Source organism: Micromonospora sp. SD19 (assembly GCF_054462275.1).
Genome location: NZ_JBTLMN010000003.1, coordinates 74,270 through 86,867 on the forward strand (window position 1 = coordinate 74,270; position 12,598 = coordinate 86,867).

Annotated in this window: 11 protein-coding genes; 6 read left to right on the top strand and 5 right to left on the bottom strand. The window is 74.0% G+C overall.

The genetic code is table 11. The annotated features are described in order from the left end of the window. The first annotated feature begins 89 nt into the window (after nucleotides 1-89). Both ACX27O_RS12815 and ACX27O_RS12820 read left to right on the top strand, forming a co-directional pair. Entirely contained in the window at nucleotides 90-758 is a 669-nt protein-coding gene (locus ACX27O_RS12815) for an HU family DNA-binding protein (RefSeq protein ID WP_347815103.1), read from the top strand. A gap of 181 nt (nucleotides 759-939) precedes the next feature. Then, nucleotides 940-2,883: an endonuclease/exonuclease/phosphatase family protein gene (locus ACX27O_RS12820; RefSeq protein WP_458939486.1), complete on the top strand. Its 1,944-nt coding sequence runs from the start codon at nucleotides 940-942 to the stop codon at nucleotides 2,881-2,883. Nucleotides 2,884-2,912: 29 nt separating this feature from the next. On the opposite strand, the gene ACX27O_RS12825 is transcribed toward ACX27O_RS12820, so the two are convergent. The 5 genes from ACX27O_RS12825 to cofC form a co-directional block, all read right to left on the bottom strand. Then, nucleotides 2,913-3,791, bottom strand: a complete 879-nt coding sequence (locus ACX27O_RS12825) for an NUDIX hydrolase (RefSeq protein WP_210865752.1) — start codon at nucleotides 3,789-3,791, stop codon at nucleotides 2,913-2,915. Then, nucleotides 3,779-5,299 carry a CYTH and CHAD domain-containing protein gene (locus ACX27O_RS12830; protein ID WP_458939487.1) on the bottom strand — a complete coding sequence of 507 codons (1,521 nt, stop codon included), beginning with the start codon at nucleotides 5,297-5,299 and terminating at the stop codon, nucleotides 3,779-3,781. The genes ACX27O_RS12825 and ACX27O_RS12830 overlap by 13 nt, the downstream gene beginning before the upstream one ends. 24 nt (nucleotides 5,300-5,323) lie before the next feature. Then, the gene (locus tag ACX27O_RS12835) at nucleotides 5,324-7,672 is read right to left on the bottom strand and encodes an RNA degradosome polyphosphate kinase (protein ID WP_458939488.1); all 2,349 of its coding nucleotides are present in this window, start codon (nucleotides 7,670-7,672) and stop codon (nucleotides 5,324-5,326) included. A 54-nt stretch (nucleotides 7,673-7,726) separates the two neighbouring features. Then, nucleotides 7,727-7,924: a cold-shock protein gene (locus tag ACX27O_RS12840; protein WP_030335323.1), complete on the bottom strand. Its 198-nt coding sequence runs from the start codon at nucleotides 7,922-7,924 to the stop codon at nucleotides 7,727-7,729. 82 nt (nucleotides 7,925-8,006) lie between these two features. Continuing rightward, entirely contained in the window at nucleotides 8,007-8,651 is a 645-nt protein-coding gene (gene cofC, locus ACX27O_RS12845; RefSeq protein WP_358129281.1) for a 2-phospho-L-lactate guanylyltransferase, read from the bottom strand. Nucleotides 8,652-8,779: 128 nt separating this feature from the next. On the opposite strand from cofC, the gene ACX27O_RS12850 reads away from it, so the two are divergent. The 4 genes from ACX27O_RS12850 (at nucleotide 8,780) to ACX27O_RS12865 (ending at nucleotide 12,578) form a co-directional block, all read left to right on the top strand. Beyond that, entirely contained in the window at nucleotides 8,780-9,517 is a 738-nt protein-coding gene (locus ACX27O_RS12850; protein ID WP_210860952.1) for a lysophospholipid acyltransferase family protein, read from the top strand. Beyond that, complete coding sequence (locus ACX27O_RS12855) at nucleotides 9,514-10,521, top strand: NAD(P)H-dependent glycerol-3-phosphate dehydrogenase (RefSeq protein ID WP_458939489.1); 1,008 nt, start codon at nucleotides 9,514-9,516, stop codon at nucleotides 10,519-10,521. The genes ACX27O_RS12850 and ACX27O_RS12855 overlap by 4 nt, the downstream gene beginning before the upstream one ends. 8 nt (nucleotides 10,522-10,529) lie before the next feature. Beyond that, nucleotides 10,530-11,648, top strand: coding sequence for a cystathionine gamma-lyase (locus ACX27O_RS12860; RefSeq protein WP_030335318.1), 1,119 nt, complete (start codon nucleotides 10,530-10,532; stop codon nucleotides 11,646-11,648). Nucleotides 11,649-11,792: 144 nt separating this feature from the next. Beyond that, complete coding sequence (locus ACX27O_RS12865) at nucleotides 11,793-12,578, top strand: putative protein N(5)-glutamine methyltransferase (protein WP_458939490.1); 786 nt, start codon at nucleotides 11,793-11,795, stop codon at nucleotides 12,576-12,578. Nucleotides 12,579-12,598: the final 20 nt, after the last annotated feature.

The following is a 12,598-nucleotide window of genomic DNA, read 5'->3' on the forward strand; positions in this document are numbered from 1 at the left end:
CTACCGAATGTTTGTGTCCCGGCAGCACAGGGCATACCGTGCGCGCAGAATGGCTCGCGACGAGTCAGTTGCACAATCGGGAGGAAGTCGTGAACAAGGCCGAGCTCATCGAGGCGCTCGCCGTTCGCCTGGGGGACCGGAAGATGGCGACGGCCGCGCTCGACGCGGTCCTCACCGAGGTCCAGGCGGCGGTCACCAAGGGCGAGAAGGTGGCGATCACCGGATTCGGAGCATTTGAAAAGCGTGTGCGTGGCGCACGAACAGCGCGCAACCCGCGTACCGGCGAGGCGGTGAAGGTCAAGAAGACCTCAGTCCCGACCTTCCGCCCCGGCGCCGGGTTCAAGGAGATGGTGGCCAGCGGCAAGGTGCCGAAGGCCACGGTGGCGACGAAGAAGGCCGCCACCAGCACCACCACGGCCAAGGCGGCCGGCGCGAAGGCGACCGGCGCGAAGGCGACGGGCACCAAGGCGACCGCGGCCAAGGCGGCCAGCAAGAAGACCGCCGCGGCCAAGGCGACCAAGACCGCCACGGCGACCAAGACGGCCGCCAGCAAGAAGACCGCCCCGGCCAAGGCGAGCAAGAGCACCACGGCGACCAAGACGGCCGCCAGCAAGAAGACCACCGCGGCGAAGAAGACCACCGCGGCGACCCGGTCGACCGCGGCGAAGAAGACCACCGCGGCGGCGAGCAAGAGCACGGCGGCCAAGAAGGCCCCCGCGAAGAAGGCCCCGGCCAAGAAGGCGGCCAGCAAGCGCTGACCGACCCGCTCCGAAAGGGCGTCCACCAGTGGGTGGGCGCCCTTTCGGCGTGCCGGGGCCGGCTTCGCGCGTACGGGGCCGGCTTCGCGCGTACGGGGACCGTTGACCCGGTTGGCCCGCTCGCGCAGAATCGCCGTGCCGGCCCCCCTCCGCCGGCCCGACGACGGGAAGTGGGGCGCCGGTGCGTTACCGCCAGCTCACCACCGGAACGCTCGCGCTGGGCGTGCTCCTCCTCATCGACGTGCTGCGGGTCTGGCTGCCCGGCATCATCACCATCTTCGGTCAGGCGGCGTCCACCCCCGCCGAGCTGATGGGGGCGTTCGCCCTCGGCTGGTTCGTGCTCGCGCTGGGCGCACCCGCGGTGGTCCGCCGAGTCGGCGCCCGCCCGGTCACTGTCGTCGCCGCCGTCGCACTCGCCGTCGCCCGGCTCACCCTCACCGCCGCCCCCGGTGGGCGTACCCAGCTCTGGGTGGCCACCGCCGGGTTGCTCGCCGGCCTGGTCTGGCTGGTCGCCGTCGCCGCCGACACCGTTCGACCGGTCCCGGGCCTGGCGTTGGGGTTCGCTGTCAACGCGGCGGTGCACGCGGTGCTCGACACCGTCGACCTGGTCTGGCGGGGCGACTGGGTGGCCTGGCTGCTCAGCGTCGTCGCGGTGACGGTGTTCCTGGTCGGCACGGCGCAACCGGGCCAGCGCGGCGGCACCGATGCCGCCCGTACCGGCACCGTTGACGGCCCTGACGGTCCCGCTGACGCCCGTGGGGGCCCCGGTGGTGGCCGGGCCTGGCTGGTGGCCGGGCCCGCGCTGCTACTGGCCGCGATGGTGGCGCTCTCCCCGGCGCTGGCCCGGACCGGGATGTCGTACCTGGTCGGGGACGGGGTGGCCCGTTCGCCGTTGTTCGGCCTGGCACCGGTGCCGGTGGCGGTCGCCGGGTTCCTGGGCGCCGCGTTGACCCGCCCGCCACGAGGGTGGGGCCGGGCGTACGGTCCGGCGACGCTGCTCACCGGCGCGGTGCTGTTCGCCCTCGACCGGGGTGACCTGCTCCTGCCGGCCATCCTCCTCGCCGCGGTCGGTCTCGGTGCGTGCCTCGCCCTGACCGACGACAGCACCGACGACACCACCGACGCCGCGGACGCCAGCGCCTCCCGCCGGGGGTACGCGGTAGCCGCCGGCATGCTCGTCTTCGCGCTCGGGGCGGTCGGCTACTACTCGGCCTACGACCTGGGCTACCCCAACGCGGCGGTGCCAGTGGTGGTGGCCGTGCTGATCGCCGCCGTGGCGTTCACCGCCCGTCCCGTCGCCCACCGGCTTCCCGGCCCGTTCCCGCCGTTACGGGCCACCGCCGCTGTCACCTCGCTGGCACTGCTGGCACCCGTGCTCGCCGACGAGGTGCCGGTGGCCAGCAACCGGGACGGCCCGCCGCAACGGTTGACGGTGGTGGCGTACAACATCCGGATGGGTTTCGGGCTCGACGGCCGGTTCGACCTGACCGGCCTCGCCGAGGTCGTCGACCGGCAACGGCCCGATGTGGTGCTGCTCAGCGAGGTGGACCGGGCGTGGCTGCTCAACGGCGGGCACGACACCCTGGACCTGCTGGCCGACCGGCTCGGGATGCCGTACGTCTTCGGGCCGGCCGCCGACCCGGTCTGGGGTGACGCGGTGCTCAGCCGTTGGCCGGTGCGCGATCCGCGCAGCCTGCCGCTGGCCGCCGTCGGCGCGCCCACCGGAGCGCAGGCCCTCGCGGTCACGTTGGACCTCGGCGACGGGGTCCGTACCGCGGTGGTCAGCACCCACCTGCAACCGCCGCCGGACACCGGACCGGTGGTCCAGGCCCGCGCGGTCGCCGACTTCGCCATCCGGTACGCGGCCGGTCGGCCCTTGGTGGTGGGAGGCGACCTGAACACCGAACCGGGCGACGAGGCGTTCACGGAGTTCACCAGGGCGGGCCTGGTCGACGCGTTGGCCACCGCCCGACCGATGGCGACCAGCCCGGCGGACGACCCGCGCCAGCAGATCGACCACATCTTCGTCTCGCCCCAGCTGACCCCCGCTGATCCGGTCGCGCCGCGCAGCACGGCCAGCGACCACCTGCCGGTCGCGGTGACGGTGACCCTGCCGCCCCGCTGACCGGGGCCGGGCCCGGGCGAACGCAGGCCCTACAGGCGGTCGGTGGCCAGCAGCCGGTCGCCGGCGAAGGCGAGCAGCCAGCCGCCGCCCTTCGGCGTGGCGAAGTCCTCATCGGTACGGCCGGTCAGCCGCTCCAGGGCACCGGGCAGGACCTTGCCCTGACTGCACACCACCGCCTGCCCACCGGTGCCCGCCAACTCCAGCAGCCGGGCGGCGGTGGCCAGGATCTGCTCGTCGCTCTGCTGGCCGGGTTGCGGCTCGTCCAGGTCGCCGCAGACCTCGATCGGCAGGTCGAGCAACGCGGCGGCCGGGTCGAGGGTCTGCACGCACCGTCGCGGCGACGCCGACACCAGCCGGGCCGGTCGGATCAGGGCGATCAGCTCGGCCAGTGCGGCCGCCTGGGCCCACCCCTCGGCGTCCAGGGGGCGTCCGACGTCCGGGCCGGACCAGGTGGCCCGCTTACCGGCGTGCGCGTGCCGGACCACAGCGATCGTCGCCGTCACCGACGGCAGCGCGGCGAACGCCGCCAACACCTCGGCGTCGTGCGGGTAGCTGACCAACCGGATCGCGTCGTCGACAGCGAGCCAGCGGATGTCGTCCACCTCGGTGTCCGGTTGGAAACCGCCGCTGGCCACCGCGAGCATCGACCAGTAGTCGACCAGCTTGGGCTGCCCCTCGCTGCGGTAGCGCACCGAGGGCAGCCGCACCTGCGGCACACCCCGCACGTCGGACTCCTCGGCCACCTCACGGACCGCCGCGGCCAGCGCGTGCTCGCCGGGTTCGAGTTTGCCCTTCGGCAGTGTCCAGTCGCCGTAGCGGGGGCGGTGCACCACGCAGACGCGTACGCCGTCGTCGGTCGGCCGCCAGGCCACCCCGCCGGCGGCCCGGATGCCGGTCACGGCAGCCAACTGGTCCGCCGTCGCCGGGTGGCCCGGTGCCAGGCAGCCGGCAGGCGATCCCGCGCCCGGCGCACCGAGGCGCGTTCCCGTTCGGCCAGCCGCCCGGCGGTGACCGCCAGCTCGTGGTCGTCCGGCCGCGCGGCGGCGATCGCCAGCCAGGTGTCCGCCGCCACCGCCGCGTCCTGGTGCTCGCCGAGCACGTCCTGAACCCGGGCGAGGGCGCGGGACAACCGGCGCGCGCCCTTGCCGACCGTCGGGGCCACCGCGTTGACCGCGTACCGGGCCTGCTTGCCCTCCTTGCGGACGGCGTGCCAGCGGTCGTCCGGCGACTGCGCGTCCAGCCCGTCGACGCCGTCCGGCCCGGTCAACCGCCGCCACTGGCGCGCCACCAGCGCGGGCAGCGCCTCGGTGGCGGGCGCGGCCGCCCGGCGGGTGAGTCGGGGCGCGCGGGCGGCCAGCACCAGGGAGTCCACCAGGGCCAGGTAACGCGCGGAGCGCAGCATCTCGTCGATGGCGGTGAACGCCCGCCGCTGCCGTTCGGCGAGCACCTCGTCGAGCCGGTCCACAGCACCCGGGTCGAGCGGGCTCAGCGGATCGGCGTCGGCGGTACGACGCAGCCGCGCGCGAAGCACCTCGGCGTCGCGGGCCGCCCCGAGCACCCCGGCCAACCAGCGCAGCTCGGCGCGCAGCGGGCGCGACCAGGTCTTGCGCAGCAACGGTTTGAAGGTGCGCAGATCACTGCGCAGGCGTCGACAGGCCACCCGCATCTGGTGCACGGCGGTGTCGTCACCGGCGGCCGAGGCGCGCAGCCGGACCAGCGGGTCGTGCGCCAACAGCCGGCGGACCTCCTTGCGGACCGACTCGGTCACCACCTCACCGGCGCTCGGCTCGGCGGTCAGCCCGGCCGGCGCGACCAGGTCCGGCTCGGCCCGCGCTGCCGCGCCCAGCGCCCGTACGTGCTTCGGTGTGAACGACCCGCCCCGGGCGCCAGCCTGGCGCAGCACCTCACCGACCCGGTCGAGCAGCTCCCGGTCGCCGGCCTTGCGCTCCACCTCCACCTCGCGGAACGTGTCGGTGGTGGTGCCGGCGTCGTCGAGCACCGTCACCCGGTCGTCCACCACCTCGGCGAGCACCGTGCCGGCCCGGTCACACACCTCGTACGCGTGCCGCACCGTGCGGACCACCGCCACCGGTGCCAGTGGCGCCCCCCGGTGCAGGACGGTGACCAACTCCACCAGCTCCGGTGGCGGCTGCCGCTTCGGCCCGGGCCGGGAGATCTCGTGCCGGACGCCCGGCGTCCCGGTCGGTAGTTTCACCGTCCAGGGCAGCTCGTCGCCCCGCCGGTGGCGCAGCGACGCACCGGCCCGGGCCAGCCGCAGGTCGACGGTGTCGAGGTAGCGGGCGACAAGCGTCACCGGTGGCAGTGCCCGGACCCGACCTCCGGCCGGGGCGGCACCGGCCAGGTCCGGCAGCACGTAGGCGTCGTCCACCTCGTACTTCTGCTCCTCCTCGACCATCAGCTCAGCCTATGCGCTGCGCGGTCAGCTGGCCGTGCCACCGACGCGGCGCAGCAACAGTTCCTGCAGATGCTCCCGGGCGGTGTCGTCACCGCCGGTACGCCGGGTCCAGGTGCCGTCCCCGGCCAGCTCGAACGCGTCCACTTCGGGGCTCATCGCGGCGGTGAGCACCTGGTCCAGTTCGGCGCGGGCGATCGGGTCGCTCACCTGCACCAGCGCCTCCACCCGGCGGTCCAGGTTGCGGTGCATGAGGTCGGCCGAGCCCATCCAGAACTCGGCCTCACCGTTGTTGCCGAACCGGAAGACCCGGGAGTGTTCCAGAAACCGGCCGAGGATCGAGCGGACCCGGATGTTCTCCGACAACCCCGGCACCCCGGGGCGCAGCGTGCACATGCCCCGGATGAGCAGGTCGACGTGGACGCCGGCCTGGGAGGCGCGGTACAACGCGTCGGTCACCCCCTCGTCGACCAGCGAGTTGACCTTGAACTGGACCAGGCCGGGCATGCCCAGGCGGACGTGCGAGATCTCCCGTTCGATCCGCTCGATCAGCCCGCTGCGGATGCCCTGCGGCGCGACCAGCAGCCGCCGGTACGCGGTCTGCCGGCTGTACCCGGTCAGCACGTTGAACAGGTCGGTGAGGTCGGCGCCGATCTCCGGGTCGGCGGTGAGCATGCCGAAGTCCTCGTACAGTCGGGCCGTCTTCGGGTGGTAGTTGCCGGTGCCGATGTGGCAGTAGCGGCGGATCTGGTTGCCCTCCTGCCGGACCACCAACGCGGTCTTGCAGTGCGTCTTCAGGCCGACCAGGCCGTACACCACGTGGCAGCCGGCGCGTTCCAGCGTGCGGGCCCAGCCGATGTTGGCCACCTCGTCGAAGCGGGCCTTCACCTCCACCAGCACCACCACCTGCTTGCCGGCGGCGGCCGCGTCGACGAGCGCGTCGACGATCGGGGAGTCGCCGCTGGTGCGGTAGAGGGTCTGCTTGATGGCCAGCACGTTCGGGTCGGCGGCGGCCTGCTCGATGAAGCGCTGCACGCTGGTGGCGAACGAGTGGTACGGGTGGTGCACCAGGATGTCGCCGTCGCGCAGGGTGGAGAAGACGCTGCGCGGCACCTCGCCCTCGGCGAGGCGGGGATGGGTGGCCGGCACGAACGGCGGGTCCTTCAGGTCCGGCCGGTCCGCCTCGCCGTAGACCTGCCACAGCGCGGAGAGGTCCAGCAGGCCGGGCACCCGCAGCACGTCCTGGTCGTCCATGTCCAGCTCGCGGACGAGCAGCTCCAACATGTGGTCGGAGATGGACGCGGCGACCTCCAGCCGGACCGGCGGGCCGAACCGCCGCCGGGCCAGCTCCCGCTCCAGGGCCTGGAGCAGATCCTCGTCGCGGTCCTCGTCGACCTCCACCTCGGCGTTGCGGGTGACCCGGAACAGGTGGCACTCGACCACCTGCATGCCGCTGAACAGCTGCCCCAGGTGCACCGAGATCAGGTCCTCCACGGGCAGCATCCGGACGCCCGGCTGGTCCCGGTCCACCCGGACGAAACGGGGCACGTTGTTGGGCACCTTGACCCGGGCGAACAGCTCCGAACCGCCGTCCGGGTCACGAACCGCCACCGCCAGGTTCAGCGACCGCCCCGAGATGTACGGGAACGGGTGCGCCGGGTCCACCGCGAGCGGGGTCAGCACCGGGAAGATGTGCTCCCGGAAGTAGGTGCGCAGCCGTTCCCGCTCGGCGTCGCCCAACTCGCCCCAGCGCAGTATCCGGATGCTCTCGCCGGCGAGTTTGGGCAGCACGTCGTCGACGAAACAGGCGGCGTGCCGGGCGACCAGGGCGGCGGTCCGCTCGGCGATCAGCTCCAACTGGGTACGCAGCGGCAGCCGGTCCCCGCCGCGTACCGGCAGGCCGGCGGAGAGCCGCCGCTTCAGCCCGGCGATGCGCACCATGTAGAACTCGTCGAGGTTGCTGGCGAAGATGGCCAGGAACTTGGCCCGCTCCAGCAGCGGGGTGCGCTGGTCCTCGGCCAGGGTGAGCACCCGGGCGTTGAAGTCGAGCCAGGACAGCTCCCGGTTGAGGAACCGGTCCTCCGGCAGCGGCGGGGCCGGGGGCTCGTCGTCGTTCGCCAGCCGGGCGGCTGTCGATCCGACCGGTTGGACCGCACCGGCGGCCGGACCGTCCGCCTCGGTCTGCGGCACCGGGTCGATGACCTCGTCCAGGCCGGAGGAGGCGGCGCCGGGGTCGTCGGCGAGGGTGTCGGCGCGGGCGGCGCCGGCGCGTTCGGCGCGGGACGGACGGAAACGCCCATCGGTACCGCGCGCGGTGGAGCCGTTGCGGAGGTTGGTGGCGGGCGGGCGGGCCGGTTGCTCGCGAGGGGTGCTCACCCGCTCATAATCACCCGATTACGGTAAACGCAAAATGAACTTGGGCCCGCCGGGTCAGATCATCGTCGGCAATGTCACCCGGACAACCTCGCCGTCGGGATCGGTGTCGATGCGAACCCGCTGCCCGAGGCGGAGAAGCCGCAGCCCGGAGGCGTCGAAGGCCCGCGCGGGGAAGCGCATCTCGGTGCCGTCGTCGAGCAGCAGCACACCGCTGCGCGTCGCCGCGTCGTAGCTGGCCACAGTGCCCTGCATGCTGGCACCGTACACCGGGGGGTCCGGCCGGTGGCGCGGCCCGGGCAGGGTCAGCCGGCGGAGCGGAGCGGGCGGGGCAAGCTCAGCCGGTGGCGCGGGCCGGGCGGCCGGCGGCCACCAGCGCGGCCGTGCGCGGCCCCAGCCCGAGCCGGTCGGCTTCGGCCAGGTCCGCGGCGGTGTCCACGTCCCGGCGCAGGCTGGGCCAGTCGCCGTCGAGCGGCAACGCCCCGCTCGCCGCGTGCGCGAGCGCCGAACCCACCCCGAAACGAGGGTCCAGCGGTTTCCCCGGCGGAGCGGTGAGCAGCACCGTTCCCTCGCCGGGTGTGTCCGGCAGGAACCGGCGGACCGTGGGTCGGCTGTTCCGCGCCGCGAGCAGCGCGCCGGTCAGTTCGGTCGGGCGCAGCGCCGGCACGTCCGCGGTGATCCCGGCCACCCACCCGCGGGCCCCGGCCGCCCCGTGCCGCAACGCGGCGTTCAGGCCGGCGTTCGGCTCGTCCGGCAGCACCCGCGCGCCGGCCGCCCGTGCCGCCGCCGCCACCCGGGCGTCGTCGGTCACCACCAGGACCTCGGCGACCGCCGGGCAGGCCAGCACCGCGCGGAGCGTGTCGGCCGCGAGGGCCAGCGCCAACTCCTCGTGCGGTACGCCGGGCAGCGCGCCGCGCAGCCGACTCTTGGCCACGGCCAGCGGCTTCACCGGCACCACCACTGCCCACCTCGGCTGACTCACGTCCGCAATCCTGCCAGCCGGACGACGGGACCCTCGCTGGCCGTACCGGGGGCGAGCAGGCATGATTTCCGCTGCGGGTGTCGCGGGCGGGATTTCGCGGCGGGGTTGCGGCGCGACGAGGAGGCACAGTGGCACGGCGGAGGCTGGGGTTCTGGCAACGGTTCGCCGTGGGGCTGGTGAAGCCGGTGATGATCGTCTGGACCCGGCGTACCTGGCGTGGTCAGGAGCATCTCCGCCGCGACGGCGGCATGATCATCGTGGCGAACCACATCTCCCACGCCGACCCGCTGGTCTCCGCGCACTTCATCTACGACTCCGGGCGCTGGCCGCAGTACCTGGGCAAGGCCAGCGTGTTCCGGGTGCCGGTGGTCGGCTGGATCCTGCACCGGTGCCGGCAGATCCCGGTCGAGCGGGGCAGCGTGGACGCCGTCCGCTCGCTGGACGCCCTGGTCGCCGCGCTCAACGAGGGCGGCGCGGTGGTGATCTACCCTGAGGGCACCACCACACGACAGCCGGAGCTCTGGCCGATGAAGGCCAAGACCGGTGCGGCCCGGCTGGCCCTGGCCACCGGCGCCCCGGTCGTACCGGTGGTGATGTGGGGGCCGGAACGGATCTTCGACCCGAGGACGACCCGCGTCAGCCTGCGCCCCCGGATCCCGGTGACCGTTGCCGCCGGGGAACCGATCGACCTGAGCCGGTGGGCGGACGCCCAGCCGACCCGGGCCACCCTCGAGGAGATGACGGACACCATCATGTTGCGGCTGCGGGACATGCTCGCCGAGATCCGTGGCGGTACCCCGCCGCCACTGTGGGAGCGACCGGCCCGGTCCACCGTCGGCCGTGAGCAGCGGGACGACGCGGCATGAGCGGTCACGTCGCGGTGCTCGGTGCGGGTTCCTGGGGCACCGCCTTCGCCAAGATCCTCGCTGACGCGGGGCGGGACGTGACGGTGTGGGCCCGCCGCGCGCCGGTCGCCGAGAGCATCCGGGCCGATCGCCGCAATCCGGAGTACCTGCCCGGCCTGCTGCTGCCCGCTCGCGTCACCGCCACCACCGACGCCGCCGAGGCGATCACCGGAGCCGAGGTGGTGGTGCTGGCGGTGCCGTCGCAGACGCTGCGCGGCAACCTCGCCGAATGGGCCGGGCACCTGCACCCGGACTCCACCCTGGTGTCGCTGATGAAGGGCATCGAGTTGGGCACCACCAAGCGGATGAGCGAGGTCATCGTGGAGACCGCCGGGGTCGCCGCGGACCGGGTGGTCGTCGTGTCCGGCCCGAACCTGGCCCCGGAGATCGCCGTCGAGCAGCCCGCCGCGACAGTGGTCGCCGGGACGAACAGCGCCCGTGCCACGCTCGTCCAGTCGTCGATCCGGACGCCGTACCTGCGCCCCTACACCAACGACGACGTGATCGGCTGTGAGCTGGGCGGGGCGGTCAAGAACGTGATCGCCCTGTCGTACGGCATCGCCACCGCGATGGGCTTCGGCGACAACACCCGGGCCATGCTGATGACCCGTGGGCTGGCCGAGACGGCCCGGCTGGGCGTGGCGCTCGGCGCGGACCCGATCACCTTCGCCGGTCTCGCCGGCATGGGCGACCTGGTCGCCTCCTGCTCGTCCCCGCTGGCCCGCAACCGCACCTTCGGTGAGCACCTCGGCCGGGGGGAGACGCTGGAACAGGCCCAGGCCGCCACCCGGCAGACCGCCGAGGGTGTGAAGAGCTGCCTGGCGATCCGCGACCTGGCCCGGGCGCACGGCGTGGAGATGCCGATCACCGAGCACGTCGAGCGGATCTGCCACGAGGGGATGGACCCGCGCCTCGCCGTGGAGACCCTGATGAGCCGCACCGCCAAACCCGAGTCGTACGAGTGAGGAACCCGATGAGCGAGTGGGGAGACGGCACCCGGTGCGTCCGCGCGGGACTGCCCGAGCCGGCACCGGGGGATTCGTTCCTGCCCGGGCCGGTCTTCGCCGCGCCGTACCACCTCGACCCGTTCCAGGGTCAGGGCACGTCGCCGAACGGCTACGGCCGCCCCGACAACCCGACCCGGCGGCTGCTGGAGGCGGCGGTGGGCGAGTTGGAGGGTGGTGACTGCCGGGTCTTCGCGACCGGTCAGGCGGCCATCACCGGCCTGCTGCTCACCCTGCTGCGGCCGGGGGACACCGTGGTGCTGCCCAGCGACGGATACTTCCCGGTCCGGGCGTTCGCCACCGATGTGCTGGAAGCCATCGGCGTCCGGGTGCTGTTCGTGCCGACCGTCGGGCCGTACCCGTCGTTCGAGGGCGTCCGGCTGGTGCTGGTGGAGACGCCGGCCAACCCGGGCCTGGACGTGGTCGACGTGGCCGCCCTCGCCGAGCGGGCGCACGCCGCCGGCGCGCTGCTCGCGGTGGACAACACCACGGCCACCCCGCTCGGTCAGCGCCCGCTGGACCTCGGCGCCGACCTGGTGGTCGCCTCCGGTACGAAGGCGCTCACCGGCCACTCCGACCTGCTGCTGGGCTATCTGGCCAGCCGATCCGCCGAGCTGATCGACGCGGTGACGACCTGGCGGACCACCACCGGGGCGGTACCGGGCGCGTTCGACGCCTGGCTGGCCCACCGGTCACTGGCCACTCTCGACCTGCGGCTGGCGCGGCAGAGCGCGAACGCCGCAGCGGTCGCCGACCTGCTCGCCGGCCGCTCGGACGTGACCGGCCTGCGGTGGCCGGGGCGGCCGGACGACCCCGCGTACCCGGTGGCCTCGGCGCAGATGCACCGGATACCGGGGGTGCTCTCGTTCGACCTGGGCGACGCCGACCGGGTGGGCCGATTCATCGAGGCCGCCCGGCTGGTGGCGGCGGCGACCTCCTTCGGTGGCCTGCACACCACGGCGGACCGGCGGGCGCAGTGGGGCGACGACACCGCTCCCGGCTTCGTCCGGCTCTCCTGTGGCGCGGAGGACACCGCGGACCTGGTGGCCGACATCGCCGCCGCGTTGGACGCGGCCGGGCCGGTCTGAGCTAGGGTGTCGACGGCCGCACCGGCGGCCCCGACCGGAGGAGGTGAGTCCGATCCGCGCACAGACCGGACCGGCCCTTCCTCCCGTGTTCCTGCCGCGATAGCGGCCACGGGAGCGCCGGCGAGCGTTTCCCGGAGGATTCCCATGGCACCACCGTTCCCCACCGACCGTCCTGCCCTCGTGCGCCGGCTGCGCACCGCCGGCTGCGTGTACGCCGAGGACGAGGCAGACCTGCTGCTGGCCGCGGCGGACACCCCGGCGGCGCTGGCCGACCTGACCGCCCGCCGGGTGGCCGGCGAACCGTTGGAGTATCTGCTCGGCTGGGCGGAGTTCTGCGGCCTGCGGATCGCCGTCGACGAGGGCGTCTTCGTCCCGCGTGCCCGCACCGCCCTGCTGGTCGAGGCGGCGGCCGAGGTGACCGGTCCGGCGCCGGCCGCGGTCGACCTCTGCTGCGGCTCCGGGGCCACCACTGTCGCGCTGGCGCACCGGCTCGCGCCGCGCTGGCTGGCCGCCGCCGACATCGACCCGGCGGCCGTGGCCTGTGCCCGCCGCAACGTCGTCGGGCTGAACGCCGAGGTGTACGAGGGCGACCTGTTCGATCCGCTGCCCCGGCGGTGGCGGGGCCGGCTTGACCTGGTGGTCGCCAACGCCCCGTACGTGCCGACGGACGCGGTGGCGCTGATGCCGCCGGAGGCACGACTGCACGAGGCCCCGGTGGCGCTCGACGGCGGCCCGGACGGGCTCTCCGTGCTGCGTCGGGTGGGCAGCGACGCGGCCGACTGGCTGGCCCCCGGCGGCCACCTGGTGGTCGAGGTCGGTACGACCCAGGTGGACGCCCTCTGCGAGTCATTCCAGAAAGCCGGCCTGATCCCCACCGTCCACCAGGACGAGACCCGGGACGCCACCGCCCTAACGGCCCGCCGCCCCTGAGTCCCCACCCCCATACCCCG